This window comes from Pseudomonas sp. T1.Ur, assembly GCF_023516725.1.
Lineage (GTDB): Bacteria > Pseudomonadota > Gammaproteobacteria > Pseudomonadales > Pseudomonadaceae > Aquipseudomonas > Aquipseudomonas alvandae.
On the sequence record NZ_JAMGSN010000001.1, the window covers coordinates 1,797,278 to 1,819,326 of the forward strand.

At 57.1% G+C, this 22,049-nt stretch carries 23 protein-coding genes and 1 pseudogene; 13 read left to right on the forward strand and 11 right to left on the reverse strand.

Annotation, left to right across the window (positions count from 1 at the left end; genetic code table 11):
• Nucleotides 1-111 precede the first annotated feature (111 nt).
• Nucleotides 112-1,002, reverse strand: a complete 891-nt coding sequence (locus M8Q45_RS08370; RefSeq protein ID WP_249874282.1) for an MBL fold metallo-hydrolase — start codon at nucleotides 1,000-1,002, stop codon at nucleotides 112-114.
• 218 nt (nucleotides 1,003-1,220) lie between these two features.
• On the opposite strand from M8Q45_RS08370, the gene M8Q45_RS08375 reads away from it, so the two are divergent.
• Nucleotides 1,221-2,204, forward strand: a complete 984-nt coding sequence (locus M8Q45_RS08375; protein WP_249874283.1) for a GlxA family transcriptional regulator — start codon at nucleotides 1,221-1,223, stop codon at nucleotides 2,202-2,204.
• Between the two features lie 125 nt (nucleotides 2,205-2,329).
• On the opposite strand, the gene M8Q45_RS08380 is transcribed toward M8Q45_RS08375, so the two are convergent.
• The 4 genes from M8Q45_RS08380 to M8Q45_RS08395 all read right to left on the reverse strand — a co-directional run bounded on the left by M8Q45_RS08380 (nucleotide 2,330) and on the right by M8Q45_RS08395 (nucleotide 5,272).
• Nucleotides 2,330-2,905 carry a c-type cytochrome gene (locus M8Q45_RS08380; protein ID WP_249874284.1) on the reverse strand — a complete coding sequence of 192 codons (576 nt, stop codon included), beginning with the start codon at nucleotides 2,903-2,905 and terminating at the stop codon, nucleotides 2,330-2,332.
• Complete coding sequence (gene soxC, locus M8Q45_RS08385; protein ID WP_249874285.1) at nucleotides 2,892-4,199, reverse strand: sulfite dehydrogenase; 1,308 nt, start codon at nucleotides 4,197-4,199, stop codon at nucleotides 2,892-2,894. The genes M8Q45_RS08380 and soxC overlap by 14 nt, the downstream gene beginning before the upstream one ends.
• A gap of 183 nt (nucleotides 4,200-4,382) precedes the next feature.
• Nucleotides 4,383-5,000 (reverse strand): TetR/AcrR family transcriptional regulator, encoded by a 618-nt coding sequence (locus tag M8Q45_RS08390; RefSeq protein WP_249874286.1) that lies wholly within the window; start codon nucleotides 4,998-5,000, stop codon nucleotides 4,383-4,385.
• Between the two features lie 71 nt (nucleotides 5,001-5,071).
• On the reverse strand, nucleotides 5,072-5,272 hold the full coding sequence (locus M8Q45_RS08395) for a hypothetical protein (RefSeq protein ID WP_249874287.1): 201 nt from the start codon (nucleotides 5,270-5,272) through the stop codon (nucleotides 5,072-5,074).
• On the opposite strand from M8Q45_RS08395, the gene M8Q45_RS08400 reads away from it, so the two are divergent.
• The 5 genes from M8Q45_RS08400 (at nucleotide 5,256) to M8Q45_RS08420 (ending at nucleotide 9,929) form a co-directional block, all read left to right on the forward strand.
• Nucleotides 5,256-6,086 (forward strand): DMT family transporter, encoded by an 831-nt coding sequence (locus tag M8Q45_RS08400; RefSeq protein WP_249874288.1) that lies wholly within the window; start codon nucleotides 5,256-5,258, stop codon nucleotides 6,084-6,086. The two genes, M8Q45_RS08395 and M8Q45_RS08400, sit on opposite strands and share 17 nt — an antisense overlap.
• Before the next feature lie 104 nt (nucleotides 6,087-6,190).
• The gene (locus M8Q45_RS08405; protein ID WP_249877294.1) at nucleotides 6,191-6,991 is read left to right on the forward strand and encodes a helix-turn-helix domain-containing protein; all 801 of its coding nucleotides are present in this window, start codon (nucleotides 6,191-6,193) and stop codon (nucleotides 6,989-6,991) included.
• A gap of 57 nt (nucleotides 6,992-7,048) precedes the next feature.
• The gene (locus tag M8Q45_RS08410) at nucleotides 7,049-8,473 is read left to right on the forward strand and encodes an NAD(P)/FAD-dependent oxidoreductase (protein WP_249874289.1); all 1,425 of its coding nucleotides are present in this window, start codon (nucleotides 7,049-7,051) and stop codon (nucleotides 8,471-8,473) included.
• On the forward strand, nucleotides 8,470-8,811 hold the full coding sequence (locus M8Q45_RS08415; protein ID WP_249874290.1) for a cupin domain-containing protein: 342 nt from the start codon (nucleotides 8,470-8,472) through the stop codon (nucleotides 8,809-8,811). Before M8Q45_RS08410 ends, M8Q45_RS08415 begins: the two co-directional genes overlap by 4 nt.
• A gap of 44 nt (nucleotides 8,812-8,855) precedes the next feature.
• Complete coding sequence (locus tag M8Q45_RS08420; RefSeq protein WP_249874291.1) at nucleotides 8,856-9,929, forward strand: polyamine ABC transporter substrate-binding protein; 1,074 nt, start codon at nucleotides 8,856-8,858, stop codon at nucleotides 9,927-9,929.
• 689 nt (nucleotides 9,930-10,618) lie between these two features.
• On the opposite strand, the gene M8Q45_RS08425 is transcribed toward M8Q45_RS08420, so the two are convergent.
• Nucleotides 10,619-11,203 carry a DUF805 domain-containing protein gene (locus M8Q45_RS08425; protein WP_030141950.1) on the reverse strand — a complete coding sequence of 195 codons (585 nt, stop codon included), beginning with the start codon at nucleotides 11,201-11,203 and terminating at the stop codon, nucleotides 10,619-10,621.
• 365 nt (nucleotides 11,204-11,568) lie between these two features.
• Here M8Q45_RS08425 and M8Q45_RS08430 point away from each other — a divergent pair, with 365 nt between their 5' ends.
• Nucleotides 11,569-12,603, forward strand: a complete 1,035-nt coding sequence (locus M8Q45_RS08430) for an aldo/keto reductase (protein ID WP_249874292.1) — start codon at nucleotides 11,569-11,571, stop codon at nucleotides 12,601-12,603.
• On the opposite strand, the gene M8Q45_RS08435 is transcribed toward M8Q45_RS08430, so the two are convergent.
• Nucleotides 12,572-12,877, reverse strand: a complete 306-nt coding sequence (locus tag M8Q45_RS08435) for a winged helix-turn-helix transcriptional regulator (RefSeq protein ID WP_249874293.1) — start codon at nucleotides 12,875-12,877, stop codon at nucleotides 12,572-12,574. The genes M8Q45_RS08430 and M8Q45_RS08435 overlap by 32 nt on opposite strands.
• Before the next feature lie 127 nt (nucleotides 12,878-13,004).
• On the opposite strand from M8Q45_RS08435, the gene M8Q45_RS08440 reads away from it, so the two are divergent.
• Both M8Q45_RS08440 and M8Q45_RS08445 read left to right on the forward strand, forming a co-directional pair.
• Entirely contained in the window at nucleotides 13,005-13,574 is a 570-nt protein-coding gene (locus M8Q45_RS08440) for a carboxymuconolactone decarboxylase family protein (protein ID WP_249874294.1), read from the forward strand.
• Between the two features lie 240 nt (nucleotides 13,575-13,814).
• Nucleotides 13,815-14,872 (forward strand): annotated as a pseudogene (locus M8Q45_RS08445) (NADH:flavin oxidoreductase/NADH oxidase family protein); the annotation flags it as partial.
• Between the two features lie 415 nt (nucleotides 14,873-15,287).
• On the opposite strand, the gene M8Q45_RS08450 reads toward M8Q45_RS08445, so the two are convergent.
• Nucleotides 15,288-15,533: a type 2 periplasmic-binding domain-containing protein gene (locus M8Q45_RS08450; RefSeq protein ID WP_249874295.1), complete on the reverse strand. Its 246-nt coding sequence runs from the start codon at nucleotides 15,531-15,533 to the stop codon at nucleotides 15,288-15,290.
• Nucleotides 15,534-15,548: 15 nt separating this feature from the next.
• Entirely contained in the window at nucleotides 15,549-16,946 is a 1,398-nt protein-coding gene (locus tag M8Q45_RS08455) for a J domain-containing protein (protein WP_249874296.1), read from the reverse strand.
• Nucleotides 16,947-17,347: 401 nt separating this feature from the next.
• Between M8Q45_RS08455 and M8Q45_RS08460 the strand changes: the two genes are divergently transcribed.
• Entirely contained in the window at nucleotides 17,348-18,151 is an 804-nt protein-coding gene (locus M8Q45_RS08460; RefSeq protein WP_249874297.1) for a DUF1206 domain-containing protein, read from the forward strand.
• A 48-nt stretch (nucleotides 18,152-18,199) separates the two neighbouring features.
• On the opposite strand, the gene M8Q45_RS08465 is transcribed toward M8Q45_RS08460, so the two are convergent.
• Both M8Q45_RS08465 and M8Q45_RS08470 read right to left on the reverse strand, forming a co-directional pair.
• On the reverse strand, nucleotides 18,200-19,009 hold the full coding sequence (locus M8Q45_RS08465) for an isocitrate lyase/PEP mutase family protein (protein ID WP_249874298.1): 810 nt from the start codon (nucleotides 19,007-19,009) through the stop codon (nucleotides 18,200-18,202).
• Between the two features lie 31 nt (nucleotides 19,010-19,040).
• Nucleotides 19,041-19,394, reverse strand: coding sequence for a VOC family protein (locus M8Q45_RS08470; RefSeq protein ID WP_249874299.1), 354 nt, complete (start codon nucleotides 19,392-19,394; stop codon nucleotides 19,041-19,043).
• 151 nt (nucleotides 19,395-19,545) lie between these two features.
• Here M8Q45_RS08470 and M8Q45_RS08475 point away from each other — a divergent pair, with 151 nt between their 5' ends.
• From M8Q45_RS08475 to M8Q45_RS08485, 3 genes are read left to right on the forward strand one after another with little or no spacing between them, the layout of a single operon-like run.
• Entirely contained in the window at nucleotides 19,546-19,821 is a 276-nt protein-coding gene (locus M8Q45_RS08475; RefSeq protein WP_030141796.1) for a metal/formaldehyde-sensitive transcriptional repressor, read from the forward strand.
• Between the two features lie 20 nt (nucleotides 19,822-19,841).
• Nucleotides 19,842-20,759, forward strand: coding sequence for a CDF family Co(II)/Ni(II) efflux transporter DmeF (gene dmeF / locus M8Q45_RS08480; RefSeq protein ID WP_249874300.1), 918 nt, complete (start codon nucleotides 19,842-19,844; stop codon nucleotides 20,757-20,759).
• Nucleotides 20,760-20,792: 33 nt separating this feature from the next.
• Complete coding sequence (locus tag M8Q45_RS08485) at nucleotides 20,793-22,040, forward strand: MFS transporter (RefSeq protein WP_502940247.1); 1,248 nt, start codon at nucleotides 20,793-20,795, stop codon at nucleotides 22,038-22,040.
• The last annotated feature ends 9 nt before the right edge of the window (nucleotides 22,041-22,049 follow it).

Consider the following 22,049-nt stretch of genomic DNA (forward strand, 5'->3'; position numbering starts at 1 on the left):
GCTTGTTGTAAGAGAGCTGAGTTTGTGAGTGCCGTAATAATTCCGCGCGTGGGTTCAAGGCCCCGACCGGGGATGAAGAGCTTTTCTTCATCCCGAGCCAGAGGGCTCAAATCAGAACTCCAGCGAGGCGCCGTCTTCCGGAATATCTACACGACTCTCGATACCTTGCTTCTTAACATAAATGCGCAGCGCTTCACGTGTCAGCGACGTGTGGTTGATTGCGTTCATATGCACGGCGACTATCCTTGCCTTTGTTGCGGCTTGGGATGCGTGCAGGACGTCGTCTTCACCCATGATGATTGCGCCTTCAAACCCATTCACTTTTGCTTTCCCGGTATTGAGTACGATGACCTCGGGATGAAATTTCTGGAGGGTCTGGTCAACTTCCTTACGCCAGATAGTGTCACCGGCAAGGTAAATCGTTTTGTAACCTGGAGCTTGGAACAAAACGCCCATCGCCTCGCCCAGGAGTTTCGCAAGAGGCGGCACCGCATACATCTCGTCGGTGCCGTGCTGACCGCCCGCCTTAGTGAGTTTGACTCCGCCGAATTCAGCTTCGTCAGTCAGTACGCGCACATTCTTGAAGCCTTGGGAACGAACCAGCTTCGCATCGTCCTCATGTTGAGTGAACAGCGGAATGTCTTTAGGCAGCGCTTTCTGCGCGGCATCATCCCAGTGATCAAGATGCGTATGGGTGAGGATCACAGCATCCACACCAGCGATTACTTTGGCGGGAGACTCGGGTAGATCAACCAATGGGTTACGAAGGTTGCTACGGTAGGTATTTTCAAATCCAGGGTAGGCTCCCTTCTCTGCAAGCATTGGGTCGACTAGAAACGTCGTGTCCCCGTAGGTGATTTTCACCGTTGCGTTGCGGATCTGCTGCAAGTCCACCTTGTGAGCTGTGTCCGGGCTAGACAGAACATCAGTACCTGCGGATGCGAATGTGCTGGCGGCAGCGCAAGCAAGGCTGATGGCAAGTGGAAATCGTTTTACATTCATGTGAGAGGATCCATTTAGTTCATCGAGAGCACCATTCTTGCTGAGTGGTATCCATCACAACAGTGGCCTGAAAGACATATTTCGATATAATTGGGCCAGTTGGCTCGCTACGGTCTGAGAGGCGTGGGCAGCCTCAACAGTCCAGAGTACGCCCGTGTAGGCGGTCGGCCTTTTCCTCTCTGCGGTGATTAGTCACCAATGTCACCCGAGGCTATTTGATGCAATCCATACGCGTCGCTGTTCTCGCTTTCAATGGCGTAAGTCTGTTCCATCTTTCCGTTCCTGGGATGGTGCTGGGAACGGCTTCTGCACCTGGTGCGCCTCAGTACGAGATCAATTACTGCGCAGAGATGCCAGGAGTGGTGACTTGCGACCAAGGCATTGACTTAGCGGTTGTTTATGGCTTGGAGCTGATGGAAGCCTCTGATGTCATCGTTATTCCCGCGTGGGGCGATCAATTGATCGCCACATCTGCGCAACTTGTAACAGCGCTACAGCTCGCCAACAGCCAAGGAAAGCTCATAGTGGGGCTATGCTTAGGGGCGTTTGTGCTTGGTGATGCCGGACTACTTGATGGAAAAGAAGCGACTACCCACTGGGCAGCGAGAGAAAAGTTCGCGCAACGTTTCCCGGAGGTTCGTTTCAAGCCAGAGGTACTCTATGTCAGCGCCGGTAATATCATGACCTCCGCAGGAACCGTAGCGGCGATCGATTGCTGCCTTCATCTGGTACGCGAGCGACTGGGTGCCGATGTTGCTAATCGCACAGCGAAGATGCTTGTGACACCGCCGCATAGACAGGGAGGCCAAGCTCAATACGTTGAACATCCTGTACCGCAACTTTCCAGTGAGACCCATTTGTCTGATGTACTGGTGTGGGCTCGGATGAACTTGGCCACCGATCTGTCGCTCGACGTCCTGGCGCAGATGGCGAAAATGAGTAGGCGCACGTTCACTCGGCGGTTCAGGGAAGCTACTGGCAGTACTGTTTCAAAGTGGTTGAATGCAGAGCGCGTTGCCAGGGCACAGGTGCTGTTGGAGACGACGGATTTGCCGATCGAGTGTGTTGCTGGCGAAGCAGGATTTGGAACGCCCTTGTCGTTGAGGCAACAATTCGGCATTCACCTCGGCACATCGCCTTCTGAGTATCGGCGGATGTTTTTTCGTGACATGAGGCCGGGGCCGGTAGGTGAGCTGCGGTGAGTACATTATCGAGCCATCTGTTCTTTCCTAAGCGAAGGTCCCACTGCCGACTGGCCCGCGTCATCAGCAAAGCTCGTTGAGAAGGAACGGTTTATCGGCGAGCGGATTTTACATTTTTTGATCCGTCAGTGAGCTTTTAAACAGTTCGACATACAGGCAACAGCCTTGCTGTCCGGTCTGTCATCGGTATAAAAACCGTCTCGATTCGGCATCTGTACATCCGTCAAGGTCGATGCATCCAAGGTCGCGTTGGCTTCCAGCAGCTTGTTCATGTGCAGGATGTAGCCGGTCACTGCGTAGACTTGTTCGTTGGACAATGACTGTGGCGCCTGGAAGGGCATGGCTCTGCGGATGTAGTCGAAAAGCGTCGTTGCATAGGGCCAATAGCTGCCGACTGTCTTGAGCGGTTTGTCAGTCGTCAGCGTTCCTTCGCCCCCCGCCAACGCAGGGCCGATGCCACCTTCGAGCTTCACGCCATGACAGCTGACGCAGTTGCTCATGTAGACCTTTTCCCCGTCTGCCACCGTTGCGCGCCCTGGAGGCAAAGCCTTGCCGTCGGGCGCCACATCGATGTTCCAACTGGCGATCTGCGCTTCGGTAGCCTTGGTGCCCAAACCGTATTGGGATTGTGCCGAGGCATGATTCAGCGCACAGGCGCACAGCAAACCGATGAATAACGAACCACTTTTAAGCCCGTCCATTGGTCACCTCCCCATTGCTGGAAACACGCCACGGTTGCACCGAATTGTTGTGGTAGAAAGAGACCTTGCCACGCTCATCAATCAACTGTTCCAGCATCGGCTGAACATAGCCGGTCTCGTCGATGGCGCGGCTCATGATCATCAACTCTTGACCGTTCCATTCGAAAGGCGCCCTGAAGGCGGTCAGCGCCTTGGTCAGAATGGGCTCCTGTAACCTGGCTTGCGTCCAGGTATTGCCGCCATCGACGGAGACATCGACACGGGTGATTTTGCCGTGGCCGCTCCAGGCGATGCCACGCATCTCATACAGCCCCTTGCGCGTCAGTTTCTGGGTGCCGGAAGGGTAGGTCACCAGCGATTTGCATTCCATGACAAAGGAAAACTTCCGGGCTTTGCCGTTCGCCATCAAGTCGGTGTATTTGGCGGTTTCTTCCCGGCTATAGGCGGGCGCATCGGTGACGTGAAGTCGGCGTAGCCATTTGATGTGGGTGTTGCCCTCGTAGCCGGGGACAAACAGGCGCAGCGGGTAGCCCTGTTCCGGCCTTAGACGCTCGCCGTTCTGGCTGTAGACGACCATCACATCGTCCAGGCATTTCTCGATGGGAATGCTGCGTGTCATTGCGGCACCGTCCGCCCCTTCGGCGATGACCCATTTGGCTTGCGGCTTGAGCCCTGCTTCATCCAGCAGGGTCTTCAGGGTAACGCCCGTCCATTCAGCGCAACTCACCAGGCCACTGACTTCGGCGGCGGTTTTGCCCCAGGGAGGTAGAAACGATGGATTGCCCGAACACTCCATAAAGTGCACGCGTGACACGGCGGGGAACTGGCGTATCTCGTCCACGGTAAAGATCAAGGCATTTTCGGTGAGGCCATGGATCACCAGCCGGTGTTGTGCCGGATCGATTTGCGGGACGCCCGCGTGATGGCGCTCATAGAACAGGCCGTTCGGGGTAATGATGCCGTCCAACTCTTGAAGTGGCGAGGTGCTGTAGGCGGACATCGTGTCCTTCAGGCCGGGATATAAATTCCTGACCGCTTTGGTTTCGAACGTTGAAGGTTTGCCATAAGGGCTTGCCGTGGGGGTGCCAAGGCTACGGGTCCATTGCGGGACTTCAAGGGGCAGGTTCGGATCAAGAGGGGCGACGTTGGTCGTCTCTGCGTTGACCAGGTCGCTATCGCCCAGAGCAAAGGCAGCAGTACCGATAACGGCCCCGCTTTTAATCAAGAAATCCCTGCGAGCCAAAGATGTTTGAGGCATGTCTTGCTTGGCGGGGATCATGGATTTTTTTGTCATTGTTGTTCCCTCTGATTCCTTTGTCGCGCTGGACCCACGGCTTATCTACAGACCGATCGGTCGGTCTGTAGATAAGCCTAGAACGAAAAACGCGCGTGGTCCAGTCGTAAGGACGACCATCGGTGATGGCGCGTGAATGAGGGGGGGAGGAAAGCGGCGCACTTGAAGCGCCGCTGATGACAGTCAAGCCGGGCGCGGCTCAACCTTCAGTCCGGGCAGGAGGGTGTCGCAAAAGAACGTCGCGATGGATTCCGGAGAGCGCGGGCCTCCGGGCTTGATCCACAAGTAGCTGTAGTGGTGGATGCCAAGAATAGCCTTCACGGCTAACGAGTCCGATGTGCGGAAGGTCCCCTCGCTCACGCCAGTCTTGAGGATATTCGACCAGAGCTTTTCATACTGCCGGTGCAGGTCGAGCAATTCAGTCTGGCGCTCGCCAATGACCGAATACACTTCTCGAAAACACACCGTCATTTCGGCCAGGTGGGTGACAATCGTGCGCATCACGATGGCCGAGAATTGGCGAAATTTATCTTCTGCAGGCTGGTCGCTCTCGCACAGGGGCGTACCTTCTGCGATGAGCACCCGCAAATACCGGCTGGTGATTTCGAACAGCAATTCTTCCTTGCTGCCGATGTGGTAATACAGCGCGCCTCGAGCCAGGCCAGTGGCTTTTTCCAACTCAGCCATGCCGGTCGCGTGAAACCCGCGCGTCGAAAACAACTGCGCGGCGATTTTCAGTATTCGCTCCTTGGTGCTTGTTTCAGCAGGTTCGGCAGCGACGACGGCGTTCTTTTTTCCCATGGGTCAATTCCAACCGGTTGAGCGCCAATCATACCCATGCGTGCGCGGTGAAGGATACAGACGAGCGAAGCTCATCCCATGGTTGCAGGAAGACAGTTGTATTGACCGATCGGTACAGAGGCGTTTAACGTGTTTTTAAGGGCGCGGTGGCGTCGAGCGTTCTGAGAGCCTGCCTGGGCATTGGGATCGACCATGACAATAAGCAACTCCGTAACGAAGGCGTCCAGCTCGTCAGCTTCGGCAAGATTGATCGCGATGATCTGTTTCGCCATGCTCGCCTTTGCCGCGAACTCGCTGCTGTGCCGCCTAGCGCTTAAGCACACCAACATTGATGCTGCGAGTTTCAGCGTTGTCCGGCTGGCCAGCGGGGCCTTGGTGTTATGGCTGTTGTGTGCCTTGAGACGGACCTCAACCATAGGCAAAGGCAGTTGGCAGGGCGCCGCAGCCTTGTTCGTTTACGTCTTCGCTTTTTCCTTCGCGTACCGTCATTTGGAGACCGGTACGGGGGCGCTGCTGTTGTTTGGCGCGGTTCAACTGAGCATGGTTCTGTACGGCATGTTCAAAGGCGAGCGGATGCACACGTTGGCAATCGTTGGGTTTGTGCTGGCGATTGTTGGCTTGGTTAGCCTGCTGCTTCCGGGTGCCGCCGCACCTGACCCCGTTAGCGCACTCACGATGCTGTTATCGGGGGCGGCATGGGGGATCTACTCACTGCTTGGCAAAACTGTCGCCGATCCGCTGGCCACCACAACCGGCAACTTCTTGCGCTCGATTCCCCTGGTCTTGCTGGCAAGCGTGCCGTTCCTCTCAGCGCTGCGTTGGGATCCGCAGGGGATACTTTATGCGGTTCTTTCCGGCGCGCTGGCGTCAGGCGTCGGCTACGCGGTCTGGTACGTCGCGGTGCGTCATCTGGCAGCGTTTCAAGCCGCGACGGTGCAACTGAGCGTGCCGATTCTGGCTTCGCTGGCGGGCATCGTTTTTCTGGGGGAAAGCCTGAGCGTAAGGATGGTGTTGGCATCCGTCGCTGTACTGGGCGGCGTTGCGCTGGTGCTGGGTGGCAAGCATGGCAGAGCCGCAGGCAGCTAGAGGCTCCGCTCGCTCAATCATGTGCACCTGGGCGTGCCTGTATTTGTTCGCTCAACCACTCAAGGACTAGACTGGTGCCGCCCAGTCATAAGGCCCGTCAACCCATGCTCCTCGTCCCGTCAGATACCGCCGAACAGACAAAGCTCACCCTCGAGGTGGTGCTGCGCTATCACATGGCCTGGAAGCACCGCGACCTGGAGGCGATACTTGCGCTCTATCACCCGCAAGTGCAATACAACGATTTTTTCCAGAACCGCAGCATGGGCCTGACCGAGCTGCGCGCCTACATCACCGGCACATTGCCGCGCCATCCCGATGAATATCTTGAGCACAATGACCGCATCCGCGCGGACGGCTGCACGGCATTCATCCAGTACCAGACCGCTCTGAAGGGCAGTGGCGAGCGGGTGGTTTTTCGCACCAGCGAAGCGATCACCGTATGTGAGGGGCAGATCCTGCGTGTCAACGAATACGCGTCACTCGTGCGCGACGGCGAGCCGCACGCCGGGCGTCGCGCCCCCGCCATCAGTAAGCTAGGGCTCTCGGCGCGCCAGTTGAGTTTCATGGCGCGAGACTTGGCCGATTACTTTGCCCGCCAGCAGCCATTCCTGGACCCTGACCTGGATCTTGCACGGATCGCCAGCGCCACCGGGTACAGCCGTAATCAGTTGTCTTACTTATTGAATCAAGTGCTCGGGCAAAGCTTCTATCGCTACGTGACTCAGGCTCGCTTGGCCTACCTCCTTGAACGCCTCGCCAGTTACGACGAAAACGCACCCATCGATGCCCTCGCGGTGGCTGCCGGATTCAATTCCACCTCGGCGTTCTACAAGGCTTTCCGCTGCCATACCGGCTGTACACCTAAAGCCTGGTTGAAGGCCAATTGCGCGCGTACCCGCAGATAACACAGGCCCCTTCGCTGCGCATTAAGCTCTGTCGGCAATCAAACGACGGAGCAGGTGATGGCTGGTTGGGGTGGTGTGAGTTTGTGGATGGAGCAAATCGACGAGGCGCTGACGCCGCGTCCGGCGTTGCATCAGGATCTGCAAGCCGATGTGGTGATCATCGGTGCCGGCTACAGCGGTCTTTGGACGGCCTATTACCTCAAGCAGCAAGCACCGCACTTGGACATCGTCATAGTTGAAGCACAGATTGCCGGTTTCGGCGCCTCCGGTCGCAATGGCGGCTGGTTGATGGGTAATCTGCTCGGCGAAGACCGACTCCTGGGGCCCTTGCCTGCCGCGCAACGTCATGCAGGATATCAACTGCTGCACGGAATTCCCGATGAAGTGGCGCGGGTGTGCCACGTCGAAAGCATCGACTGCGAGCTGCGTAAAGGTGGCGTGCTGTACTGCGCGGCGCGGTATCCCGAGCAAGAACGGCGCCTGCGCGAACAACTCGCTGCCGCCCGTGCGCAAGGCCTGGGTGAAGATGATTATCGCTGGCTGAGCCCTCAGGCCTTGCGCGAACAATTGAATGTGGCCCAGGCGTACGGCGCCCTGTATTCACCTCACTGCGCGACCCTTCAACCTGCCCGGTTGGTACGGGGGTTAGCTGAAGTCGTGGAACGCATGGGTGTGCGCATTTTCGAGCAAAGCGCTGTGCTCGACTGGACGGCAGGCCAAGTTCGAACCGAGCACGGTCGGGTGAGCGCCGATTGGGTGGTTCCGGCAGTCGAGGGGTATGCCAGTGCCTTGCCCCCGTTGAACAAATATCAACTGGCCGCGCAGAGCCTGATCGTTGCGACTGAGCCGCTCCCGACCGATATATGGGCCGAAATCGGACTCAACCGTGGCCAGGCTTTCAGCGAAAACAGTCGACAAGTCACCTACGGTCAGCGCAGCCGCGATGACCGCTTGGTATTTGGTGCCCGCGGTGGCTATCGCTTTGGAGGTCGCCTGCGCAGTGACTTCAACCTCAGTCAGGCCGAACGTGAGTTGCGCCAGTACCTGTTTAGCGAACTATTCCCGGTTTTGCGCAATGTTCGCCTGACTCACGCCTGGGGCGGCAACCTGGGTGTCGCCCGGCATTTTCACCCGCACATGCTGGCCGACCGCCGGCAGAAAATCGCACTCGCCGGTGGCTATGGCGGCGAAGGCGTAGGCGCCAGCAACCTGGGGGGCCGCACGGTGGCGGCGCTGATTCTCGGTCAGGACAACGAACTGACCCGCCAGCCTTGGGTGTTGGGCGACCGTCCGCTGGCCTCGTTGCCACGCTGGGAGCCAGAGCCCCTGCGCTGGCTGGGTTACAACGCCATTATCCAGAGCTTTGTTCATGAAGATCGGATATTGGCCAACCTCCATGCGCCGCGCTGGCGCCGCCAGATGGCTGAGGGCCTGGCTGGTTGCATGGAACGTCTGATGAAGTCCAAGGAGCCGTTCGCATGAAGATCGATCATTTTCGCGACACCCCACGCTTGTCTCTCGGGGAGTCGGGCGCTGTCGGCATGCCGCTGGGCGAGCCGATTTCACAGGTCGCCACGACAAGCGTTGAGCGCGATGACGGCGTCGAGGCTGGCGTGTGGGAATGCACCCCCGGACGCTGGCGGCGCCAGATTGTGCAACAGGAGTTCTGCCATTTCATTCAGGGGCGTTGCACCTTCACCCCGGACGGCGGTGAGGCCCTCCACATCCAGGCCGGTGATGCGTTGATGTTGCCTGCGAACACGACGGGAGTCTGGGACATACAAGAAACCGTTCGCAAAAGCTACGTGCTGATTTTCTGAACTGCCTTCATCCATAACGCTTAGAACAAAGGTTGAGGTCTCGTATGTTGAAATCGATCGTTCCGCTACTGTTGATCGCGTCTACCGCTCAGGCGGCAGACACCGTCAGGATCTACAACTGGAGCAGCTACATCGCCCCCGATACCCTGCAAAACTTTACCACCCATACCGGGCACCCGACTCAGTATGACGTGTACGACAGCAACGAGGTCCTCGACGCCAAACTGATGGCCGGCCGTTCCGGGTATGACGTGGTGTTTCCCTCTAACCACTTCATGGCCCGGCAGATCAAGGCCGGTGCGCTGAAACCGCTGGACCGCAGCAAACTTCCGAACTGGCAGAACCTCAACCCGACGCTGATGAAAGTTCTGGAGGCCAACGATCCGGGCAACCGATACGGTTTCCCCTACCTGTGGGGCAGCACCGGCATCGGCTACAACGTCGCCAAGGTCAAGGCAGTCTTGGGCGATGTGCCGATAGACTCGTGGGACATCGTCTTCAAGCCCGAGAACATGAAGAAACTCGCCCGATGCGGTGTAGCCATGCTCGACAACGGCCCCGAGATCCTTCCAATCGCCTTGAACTATCTGGGGCTTGCGCATCACAGCAAGGACAAGGCCGACTACGACAAGGCCCAGGCCCTGCTACTCAAAGTGCGGCCCTATGTGAATTACTTCCACAACTCCAAGTACACCAGCGATCTCGCAACGGGCGATGTGTGTCTGGTCGTGGGGTTTTCTGGCGACGTGATGCAGGCGGCCGCCAGAGCCAATGAGGCCGGGAACGGCCAGCAGATTGCTTACGCCATTCCCAAGGAAGGCTCACCCATGTGGTTCGACATGGTCGCCATGCCTGCCGATGCTCCGAATGAAGCGGCCGGTTACGCGTTTCTGAACTACCTGCTGGACCCCAGCGTCATGGCTGACATCAGCAACCACGTGCACTATGCCAACGGCAACGCTGCCGCTGAGGGCATGGTCGACAAGGCCATTCTCAACGACCCGATGGTGTACCCGCCTGAAAGCGTGATGAAGAAACTCTTCGTGCTGGAAGCGATGCCGCTGGAGACCGACCGGCTGCGCACGCGTATCTGGAGTCGGGTTAAAAACGGGCAATAAAGTCAATCGCCGAGGATACGGGCAGCCCGGATCATCGGCGGCAGGTCCGTGGTGCGAAAGCATGCCTCACACTGGCACCATGACCGCTTGATGTGCTCTAGAAACAAGTCCAGAATCAAGTCTTTTCCTGCTCCGGCAAGAAAAGAAACCCCTTAGATTTCAACGAGTCGGACACTAGATACGAGTTTCGTTTCCCGCTCCAGGATTCAGAAAAAAGCCACTCAGACGAGTGGCTTTTTTGTGCCTGAGAAAATGTCGGTATTCATGTCGACAGCCCGCTTTCGACCAAGAGCGGACGTTTAGAGCAGTTAACAGTCCCAAATTGGCTAGGCAAAGGATAGGTTAGAATAGTGGTATCTCCGACGTAGGCCCTCCATAGCATGCACCTTATCTGCGTAATCGAAGAGATTTTTGAGGTAAAAGACATAGGTTGCGTGATTTGCCCCGGCATCCCTCATGACTTTCCGTATCCGGTAAGATCGCAAACATTACTCGTCATCGAAACACCCAAGGGGAGCAGAATCGAAACAACTTTTCAAAATCGAATTTGGATTCGTAGAGGCAGGCAACGTCTACACGATCCGTTTTCCATCGCGGATAACGTACAGAAAGTGGATATACCTTTGGGGAGCTGTGTATTTCTTCTTTGTGGCAAATGAGGCGAAGCATGGACTTCGCGTACGCTAACGTTATGCCTGAACCAATGCATTAAAGAACCACTCGTAGAGTGCCTGTGGGTGGTATTGAGGAAAATACGCAACTAGCACGGTTGAAGTTACAAGCGTCAGCACCACCAACAGCGCTGTCAGTAGCTTTACCAACGTCGAGAGAGGTGGATTGGGCGGGCCGTATTTATTAATCGCTTTACGCCCCGGAAGCATCATGAGCGGAAGCGTTATCACAAAGCCGATAACAGGGAATACGAAGAGAATTCCCCATATCGGACTCCAGCCTAGATCACGTGCCCTGCGTATCAGTAGAGACAGGTTGAGCAGGATGGCAGGAACGACAACGGTGACACCGACTATCAGCAAAACCACCAGTTGATGGCGCAACCCCACCATAAAGAACAACAGCAAAATGCACGGAAGAACCAGCACCAAGGGCACATGAATCAGCCAGAAGCGCGCCAGAGAAATACGCCCGGAAAAACCCAAAATCTTGGGATTCGAAAACGTGACAACCTCGTCGTCAATCAGTTGGGCGTCGCCCGGTTGGTATGGGTTTTCGATTTCGCTGCTGACGCTGCCGAAAACGGGTTCTATCCTGGCCATTTAGTGCTATTCCCTTGTGTTTGATGGTGCTGTTCACGTCACAACGTTTACGCCTCATATCTAATCGAAGGCCGGCATCAAACTCAAGAGAAAAGGCGCTGTCGTGTAAGGGGGCTGTTGCACCGCAGCAAGTGTGGGGCTGTCGCATGGTGCGCGCAGTACACCTTATGAAGTGTTTTGCCGCTAATAAGACGGCGGGTCATGTACCTACTCGGAACGACGGCTTCTGGCCGATTGTAGCCATTCACTACCAGTAGCCAGCCCATCGCAGCAAGTCCTCAATAAGCCGTCTAGACTCCATGCGCACTCATTCACTCTCAACCCTGCGCAGGTCGCCGAAGCCTCCTGCCTTGAAGGAGTCCGCCATGCGTTATCGCATTTTCGGCAATACCGGCCTGCGGGTCTCTTCGCTCGCGCTGGGTACTGGCAATTTCGGTAAAGGATGGGGTTACGGGGCCGAGGTGGACGAGGCCCGTAAAATCTACGACGGTTACCGTGAAGCAGGGGGCAATTTCATCGATACGGCCGATCAATATCAATTTGGCCAATCGGAATCCATGCTCGGCGATTTCATGGCGACTGAGCGCGATGAAGTGGTGCTGGCGACCAAATTCTCGCTGGGTGATTCACCCGGTGCCGGCGTCCTGCGCGCCGGCAACAGCCGCAAAGCCATGCGCAGCTCGGTGGAAGCCAGCCTCAAGCGCCTCAAGACGGATCACATTGATCTTTTGTGGGTGCATATGCCTGATGGCGTAACGCCTATCGACGAAATTGTGCGGGGGCTGGACGACCTGATCCGCTCGGGCAAAGTGCTCTATAGCGGACTGTCGAACTTCCCGGCTTGGCGTGTGGCAACGGCCGCCACCCTGGCCGATCTTCGAGGCTGGTCGGCGATATCGGCATTGCAATTGGAGCACAGCCTGGTGGAGCGCTCGGCCGAACGCGAACTCCTGCCGATGGCCGCGGCATTCAATCTCGGAACCGTCGCATGGTCACCGCTCGGCGGTGGTTTGCTTACCGGTAAATACCGCAAAGGGGAAACAGGTCGCGCTCAGGGTTTGGGGGCGGTGATCCACGACGAGGACAGCGAGCGCAAGACCTCGACAGTGGATGCCGTGTTGGCGATCGCCGAAGAGACCGGCCACACACCGGGTCAGATCGCAATCGCCTGGGTGCTGGCCAAGGGAACACTGCCCATCATTGGCCCACGCACACCGGAGCAGATGGCCGATAACCTGGCGTCCGTCGAGGTTCAGCTGACGGCGGATCAACTGGCACAGCTGGACGCTGCCAGCGCCATTCCCCTTGGATTCCCGCACGATAAAGTGGCTGCTTCAGCGCCTTCGCTTGCTGGCGGTAAGGCAGAGCTCATTGATGCAACGAACCGGGCTGTTCGATGAGTCGAGTTTCCAGGCAGTCCGCCCATTTGCCCGCAAACCGGTAGAGGGGCATGAATGCTTCCGATAGCTCCAAGCCAAGTGGCGTGAGGCTGTAGCCGCCGTCGACTCGCTCGACAATGCCCGCGTCGCGCAGCTCGTGGATTCTGCTTTGCAGCACGGTGGGAGAGATGTCTCCCGCCGCACTTCTCAACGCCCTGGAACTCATCGCGCCATCGCGCAGTTCCCACAGGACCCTCAGCGCCCATTTTTGTCCGAGTAAGTCCAGGAGCGCCATGATTGGCCGGCGTCCCCTGCGTATTGATGAAGCGCACCCCTGATTATCACCCATCGTTATTGCCCTTGTTTGCTACACATTCAGTAGCGACTATTCTTGCTACACATTTGATAGCGGAGAATACGCGATGCCACGAATCAAAGCACTCAATGAACCCTACCCAGCCGATGTCAGGGCGGATTTCGACAAGATAATGGGCGTAGGAGTATCGCCACTCGTTCTATTCTCGACCATCGCAAGCAGCGATCGCGCGTGGCGGAAATTCAAGGCAGGTTCGCTGCTCGATGGCGCGTTGCTGACACTTCGCCAAAGAGAACTGGTCATCGATAGGGTGTGTGCTCGCACAGGTTGCGAGTACGAGTGGGGGGTGCATGTGATGGCCTTCGCGCAGGCCGCCGGGCTCTCCAAGGAAGAGATTGCCGGCACGTTGGAATATCCCCTTCGCCCAGGGCAGTGGAAGGAGGAAGAGGCCGCTCTACTGACCGCCGTCGATGCGCTTCATGATCGAGCGACGTTAAGCGATGAAGCATTCTTGAGCCTCAGAAAACACTTCGATGACGATCAGATCCTGGAGATCCTGATGCTCGCGGGTTTTTACCGTACGGTCACCTACATTGCGAATGGCCTTGCATTACCGCTTGAGAAAAATGCAGCGAGCTTCAGTGAATATCGCAAAGGTGAGACAGCCGGGCATTGATTGCTTCTGGTCGAAGTTTTTCGGTCACTGATGCGCCCCTGTGGGCGCTAGCTGGCGATAGCGGTGGGGCGGCTTGCATCAACATTGAATGTGCCGGCGTCTTCGCGAGCAGGCTCGCTCCCACAGTTGATTGGAGGGGAGGTCGGGTCACCACCTCGCATCGCAGCGGCTTGACCTTGAGGTTGGCTTTAGGCTTAAAGTCGACTTCAAGGGCAACGGATTTTTCAGGGGGTGTTATGAGTGATGGTCGACGGCCGCGTCATGACCGGACCGGGTGGCGTGGTGTTGCAGGATGATCAGTCGCTGGACAAGTTCTAGCACTGGGCGCGTATCGGCCGATCCGGCGGTGCGCAGTTCTGGTTGCAGATCAACCACCCGGGTCGGCAGATGCAGGCCAACCTTGGGCAAAAAACCTGGGCGCCGTCAGCCGTGCCGTTGGCACTGGGCAACATGTCCAAGCGTTTCGCCACGCCTCACGCCATGCCCGCTGGTTTGATTGAAGAGGTCATCCACCGCTTTGCGAACACTGCACGCCTTGGCGAACAAGCCGAATTCACCGGCGTGGAAATCCACGCCGCCCATGGTTATTTGTTGAGTCAGTTCCTTTCGCCGCTGACCAATCAAAGGACGGACGAGTGGGGCGGCTCTCTGGAAAACCGGGCGCGGTTGTTGCTCGAAGTCGTCAAGGCGGTCAGGGCTGTGGTTTCGGCGGGATTCGCAGTAGCAGTCAAACTCAATTCCGCCGATTTCCAGCGCGGCGGGTTCACGGCCGATGACGCTAAAAGGGTGGTTGGGCTGCTCAACGACCTGGGGGTGGACCTGGTGAATTATCGGGCGGCAGTTACGAAGTCCCCGCCATGCAGGGGGAGGCGCGTGATGGGCGTACCTTGGCCCGCGAGGCTTATTTCCTCGAGTTTGCCCGTGAGATCCAGACCGTCGCCAAAATGCCCGTGATGGTCACCGGTGGCATACGTCGACGTCCGGTTGCCGAAAGCGTCGTGCAAAGCGGCGTGGACATGGTGGGCATCGGTACGGCGTTGGCCATCGATCCTCACCTGCCGCGTGATTGGCTGCAGGGCAAAGACAACGCCCCGCAATTGCCGCCGATCACTTGGAAAAACAAGACCCTTGCGGCCTTGGCGAACATGGCGGTGGTGAAGTTTCAATTGCACAAACTGAGTCGGGCCAAGCAGCCCGATCCGAGCGTGTCGCCGTTGCGCGCGCTGATCCTGCAGCAGCTCACCCTGGCATTTCGCACGCGTCAGTATCGGCGTTGGGTGGAGAAGCGTTCGATGTGAGTTGATGTTTGTTAAAAGCTTGATGAGCCAAGGGGGGAGGCCACTTTTGCGGGTGAACTGCAATGGGACGATTCTGGCTGGAAGCGTTTGGTCATGAAAGCTGCTATCGGCCAATAGCTGACGGTGGCTACAGCAGAAATCGACCCCAAGCGGACTTCGGCTTCAAGGTGGCCGCATCGGACCTCCGTTCAAGGTTCCGTACAAAACAGCGAGGTAACTCGTTTGCTCTAAAACGTTGAGACCATTGATCTTGAAGGTTCCGCAACCCGGTAACGATTGCCGTGAAGCACTGCTTAAACGTCGGCCTCACGAACACAAAACTCCGGCAACAGGACGTTCAGCCTTCCGGCACGGATATCGGCCGCTGCGTCTCAAAAGGTCTTGCGTGCGATGCCATGCCATGCTCGGCCAACGCTCATGCACGCTCAAGTGCGCCATCTTTGGTTTCCCACGCCTGGCTCATGGGGACGGTGTGGTTCCGCTCCTGGCCGTCCACCACAAAGTAAAAGGTGTTCAATGGGCCTGCGAAAGTCACCAGCACGATGAGCTTGGTTTGATCCAGATCAGCAGGCGTCTGGGACTCACCGTATCGCGCCAAGTAATCAGGCGAGGCGCACAGCACGCGCCAATTGATGTTGAACCGGATGGCCGTATCTTGCACTTATTCCAGACCTATCTAGAACTCATCCTCTGAAAGTCTGTATGTCGCAGTGTTGCCGTTAGCAACTTTGTAGAGGGTGAGCGTGACTGCGCTGTATCGGATGTTCCGGCTGGTGGTGGTTTCAGTGAGCGTCATTGATTCGGAGCGTGAAAGGCCACCAGATGTCAGGTCGCGATACCGAATGTCATAAGCACCTGCAGTGAGATTTTTGATGGTGAAGCGGCTTCGCGCAGGAATGTAAATCTGCCTTGCCGGCCTGGCTACCTTGCCTTGTAGGGAGACGAGTTTTAGAAACACGTCTGAGTTGTTCTGCCCATTGTCGATGGTTACCTCTGAATGGCCGGCTTTGTGCGTTTGTGGCTCATCTACTAGGTAACCTGCAGTACGAGGCCATGGGCGGCCATTGGGCGCGTTTTTTGGCCTCACGTAGGCCGGGTTCTTCGCGGTCGCCTCGCGCTGAATTGCAACGCTTATAGGGCGTTGAGCTGCGTTGGTGCCTGAGCCGTTAGAAGCTGTAACCGATGGAACGGCCTGAGCGGAATACGGAACCGGACCGCGCGGAGCGGAATAATGCGTTCCGGACGTATTCATTACCGTGATAGTGATCACCGCAGCCACTGTAGCGATAGCGCCGAGATGGATGAAAAATCGGCTGTGAATGAAACCCCAACTGGTCTTCAAACGATTGTCTCTGTCGCCGCCAAGTTCATCTATGAAGGCTTCAAGGTTGCTGGTCAGGCTATCTTTTTCGTTAATCCCTGCCTCGGTGCGGCCAACCGTCTTAGGGATCTTCTTGCAGTACGCTATCGCGTTTTGGGCGATTGACTGCGCTAGGTCTGGACGACCGGTTGAGTAGAAATAATAAGCTTGGTAGCCCAACATTCTGGCGTTCTCCAGCGGTGGATGTGATCCACCGAACATGTTGGTGACCAATGCTTGGACCGTATACAGCGGGCCCCATGGAAATCCCCACCATCCAAGCAGCCAACTGGTTGCTGACGCCTTGAGAGACTGCTTTTGTGCGCAGGGACTGCAATACACGCCAACGATGGGTTTACGAATTGTGAGTAAGAGGAAGCTCTTCACCGAACGGAACACCACTACCCGTGGCTGGGCTGATACCTTGGCGCAGACGGAGCACACGATGGGATCTGGTACTTTGGACGTCTCGGGTTCTGCGGCGCTGCTACGAGTGATCTGATCGTAGTCGGCCTTGGAAGCCGGGTCCGAAAGCACTGCGTACGCCTCATTTAAAAACTGAAATTGCTGGGTCGTGTTGTTGCCAGGGTTGCGGTCAGGGTGCAACTCCATGGCACGTCTGCGGTATGCCGTTTTGATCTGCTCGGCGCTGACGATCGATGTTAGACCCAAGACTGCGTAGTAGCCCTTAGGGTCGTCCTTGTCGTGGTGCATTGAACAGTCCTTGTCGCATTCGTGGATAGGCAGAAAATTGGTTTTTGAATTGATGGAGCCGATACCACTTCGAGCCGTCAGCTTGGAGCAGGGCAGGTCTTGTTCAGCGATTGAAGCGGAGTCGCATTTATGAATGCGGTGGCATAGTAGCTAATTGCTACATTTGCCGTCCAACTGAAACGATTGATGGTCTTTACCGGTTTAAAAGATCGTGGACTAATACCGGCCGACTTTCACAGGAGCTAATCTTGCCGTCGGTCGGCTCTTGGCCGGGAGCGGCCTGTCGCCTCCGTGATCAATGAGTGACCCTGCGTCGGTCAGGGCTGTGGCCTTGAGTTTATCGATAGAACCCCTTCCAACCAGACGAGTCTGTTCCTGTATCACTTTCGGGAAAGCAGCCCATGTCAGCGCACCATAGCCTTGTCGTCCTTGCACGCGGAGGGTACGCCGCTCGAGGCGTGATTTACTTGATCGTCGGTATCTTCGCATTGCTTGCGGCACAAGATTCGACAAAACCGAAAGACAGCCAAAAAAGCCTGGAAGCCTTATTAGGCCAGCCGTTTGGCTATTTTTTAGTGGGAATCGTCGTGGCGGGTCTGCTCGCGTTTGCGGCATGGCGTGTTCTGCAAGCTACGCGTGATGTCGACCATCACGGCAAGAATCTCAAGGGTCTGATAATTCGCACCGGTCTGTTTGCGGGAGGTTTGGTCAATGGTGCTCTGGCATTTTTTGCGCTAGGCCTACTTGTAAGCGGAATAGGCAGTTCGGGCAACTCAGGGGAACACACCACAGATTGGCTGGCACATCTATTGTCCTGGCAGCATTCCAACTTATTGGTGTATCTGATTGCTCTCATTCCGCTAGGCGTTGGAATCGCTCACATAATCAAGGGATGGAAGGCATCGTTTGAGAAGTATTTCGAGGCCGACGAAGACGTCATGCGGTACGTCCGCCCAGTGTCTCGGTTTGGCCTGATTGCACGTGGCGTCGTCTTCATAGAGATCGCATTGCTGTTGGCCGTTAGTGGCTCTGCCTATCAAGCCATGGATCCACCCGGTATGAAGGAAGCCCTTGAGGCGCTCCAGAATTTACCAGCTGGGTGGATGGTCTTGATGATAATGGCCTTCGGATTGATTGCTTTCTCGGCTTACAGCTTCTCTGAGGCCTTCTGGCGGAAGATAAATATGGAAGTCCCTGGCGTATAGGCATGTCCATGGCATCAATGGTGTTCGGCCCCGTTCGGGGCCATGACGTCACTCGGTTTTCGCCGCCATCAACGCGTTCAGTTCGCCGTATGTATGGCCTTTCAAGGCGTTGGTGTCGAGTTGGCCATTGTCGAGGAAGCTGCTGACCAAGGTGCCCATGGCGCCATGCAGAAATTCGGCGATGCTGGAGCCTGCACTGAGTCGTCGGACACCCAGGCGCTTCAGTTCGTCGGGGGAGGGCAATCCGTCCCGGGACAGCAGGTTCACTGGCAGCCTGGTTTCCCGGCAGACGGTGGCGATTTCGCCCGCATCGACCACGCCGGCGGCAAAGAGTCCATCCGCCCCGGCGCTGGCATACAGTGTGGCGCGTTTCAGGAGTTCTTCCAGACGCTGTTCGGCGGGGAAAAGGTTCTTGAGGTAAACGTCGGTCCGTACATTGATGAACAGCTTGATGCCCGCCTGGTCTGCCACCGTCCTCGCCACGTCAACCTTGCGAACTAGCAGCTCTGGCGAACCCAGGCCGTCTTCGATATTGATCCCGACCGCTCCGGCGGCAATGACGGCATTGATCACCTGGGCGACCTGCTTCAGATCATCCGAGTAGCCGCCCTCGATATCCACCGTAAGCGGTACGCTGAGCACCCTCGCCATCGACTTGACGGTGGTACTCAGCAGGTCGAGAGGCAGCTGGTTGCCATCCTGGTACCCGTGGGACCAGGCCATGGCCGCGCTGCTGGTGGCTACGGCCTTGCCGCCCAGGCGTTCGACGATGCGCGCACCGCCCGCGTCGGCCACATTGGCCAGGACCAGAAGTCCATTCTGGTGGAGGCTGTGAAAAGCGTTATCCAATGGGGTCATGGCAATTCAACTCCTTTGAAGGGTTTGTTTATTACTGCTCGGTCCACACGGCCAGTTCATAGCCATCTGGATCCGTGAAGTGGAACCTGCTGCCGCCCGGGAAAGAAAATACCTCCCGGGTTAAAACAGCGCCCAGGGCTATGAGCCGCCGTTGTGTTTCAGCGAGGTTGTCGGCGTACAAAATGATTAAAGGCCCACCCGGTCGAACGGGCTCGCCTGTAGTGAAACCACCGGTGAGGCGGCCGTCAGTGAATTCAGTGTAGGTGGGGCCATAGTCGACGAAGGTCCAACCGAATGCGCTGCCGTAGAAGGCTTTGCTACGGGCGATGTCGCCTACATTAAGCTCGATATTGTCGATTTGTCGGTCTTTGCCGCGAACGCTCATGCTTGCCTCCCTGGCCGATGCTTAGGGTGGCGAGTGTAACGTAAGCGCTTGCACTATTCGCGCATTTGGGCCTGTCAAGGCGCTTTTAGCTTGTCGGCGAATAGGGGTAGGGGGTATACCTATCGTGTGCAACGCATAGTAGAGGTATCCAATGGGTCACATCGCAGCAAACAAAGACGATCTTCTCAAGCGCGTGAAACGTATCGCCGGACAAATCCAGGCCGTTGAGCGGGCCTTGGAGTCGGATCTCGATTGCGCCAAGACACTTCACCTCGTGGCCGCCACGCGTGGCGCCCTCAACGGTCTGATGGAAGAAATCATCGAAGACCACGCACGGGAGCATGTCGCGAATCCTGCGCTCAGCGAAGCACAGCGCAACAAAGGCGTCGAAGAGCTGCTCGAAGCCATTCGCCGTTATTCCAAATGAACGCATCCAGGTACACCCCCATGAGCGGCTCCCACCTCAACTACACCCACCACCACATGTTCCTCGGCTCGGCACACGACGAAAACGCCAAGCGTACGCTTTGGGTCGTGGCACTGACCGTCGTGATGATGATTGGCGAAATCATTGCCGGCTATATCACAGGGTCGATGGCCTTATTGGCTGATGGTTTTCATATGGCAACCCATGCCGGCGCATTGGGCATCGCGGCCGCCGCTTATGGATATGCAAAACGCCACGCGTCCAGTCAGCGTTACAGTTTCGGTACCGGGAAGGTTGGCGACTTGGGCGGGTTTGCCTCGGCGTTGATACTCGGCATGGTCTCCCTGGGGATTGGCGTTGAGTCTGTCATGCGGCTCTTGCAGCCAACAGACGTCCAGTTCGGCTCTGCGACGCTCATTGCGATTGTCGGTTTGATCGTCAACATCATCAGCGCACTGCTGCTGGGCCATGGACATAGCCATGGGCACGATCACAGTGATCATGACCATCACCACCACGGGCACGACAATAATCTGAAATCGGCCTACTTCCATGTCATCGCAGACGCTTTGACGTCGGTGCTGGCCATCGTTGCGCTGCTCGCCGGGCGCTATCTCGGTTGGGTGTGGCTGGACCCGGTCATGGGCATCGTCGGCGCCCTCGTTATCGCGCGTTGGGCATGGTCATTGATGGGCGTCACCGCGGCTGTATTGCTGGACCAGACAGATGCCCACATTGCCGAGGAAATCCGCGAGCGGGTAGAGAAAAACGGGGATGCCACCATTACGGACTTGCACGTGTGGCAGATTGGACCGCAAGCCCATGCGGCCATTGTCAGCGTAATGGGTGACAACACGGTAGACGCCGATAGCATTCGGGAACGCCTCAAGCCGGTTCACGAAGTCAGCCATCTGACCGTCGAATACCGCCCCGTCTGACCCAACGCTCCAGGGCGTTTTCCGAGGCTTATGATGAAAACCACTGACAGGCCGGGCGGTATTCCAACGACTGCGCCAATCCCCAAGGCTTCGACCGGCAATGCCTGGCGCACCATGCCAGGCGGTATCTGGGCACTGGGCTTCGTCTCGATGTTGATGGATATCTCCTCGGAGATGATCCATGCCTTGTTGCCGCTCTACATGGTGACGGTACTGGGTACGTCAGTCCTGGCGGTGGGTCTCATCGAAGGAATCGCCGAGGCTACAGCCTCGATCACCAAGGTATTCTCCGGGGCTCTCAGTGATCGATTGGGCAAGCGCAAACTGCTTGCGGCGCTGGGTTACGGATTGGGGGCGCTGTCGAAACCGATCTTTCCCTTGGCCGGCTCGCTGGACTGGCTGACCGGCGCCCGCTTTATCGATCGTATTGGCAAAGGGATTCGCGGCGCCCCGCGCGATGCGTTAGTCGCCGATATCACTCCGCCAGCGATAAGGGGGGCAGCTTTCGGCCTGCGCCAGACGCTGGATACCGTGGGTGCATTCCTGGGGCCGCTGCTTGCGATTGGCTTGATGTGGCTGACGGCGAACCACTTCCAGACGGTTTTTTGGGTGGCCGTCATCCCTGCCTTCCTTGCCGTCGCGGTGTTGCTTTTGTTTGTCCATGAGCCCGTACAGGCGCCAGGAGCGCAACGGGTGCGTGTGCCCTTGAGCCGACGGGAGTTGGCACGACTGGGCGCTGGCTATTGGTGGGTGGTGGGTGTAGCTGCGGTGTTCACCCTGGCACGTTTCAGCGAAGCCTTCCTTATCCTGCGTGGCCATGCCGTTGGACTGGCACCGATGTGGGCGCCTGCAGTGCTGGTCTTGATGGCCGTGGCGTACTCGCTGTCAGCCTATCCAGCTGGCGCACTGTCTGATCGTATCAACCGCCTGTCGGTGCTCGGCACAGGGCTGATATTGCTGATCATCGCCGACCTGACGCTGGCATTCGTTCCGGGCATTACCGGCCTCGCCGCTGGAGTGGTTCTATGGGGACTGCATATGGGGTTTACCCAGGGAATATTCGCTGCCTTGATCGCCGATTGCGCGCCTATTGAGCTGCGTGGCACGGCATTTGGCGTGTTCAATCTGTTGACTGGATTGACCTTGCTGATGGCGAGCGTCACCGCGGGCATTCTGTGGGATTCGGTGGGTTACCAGGCTACCTTCCTGATGGGAGCCGGTTTTGCCGCGCTGACTTTGCTGGGGCTACGGGTAATAAAAATGAAAGTTCAGGTTCGGTAGCCATGCAGA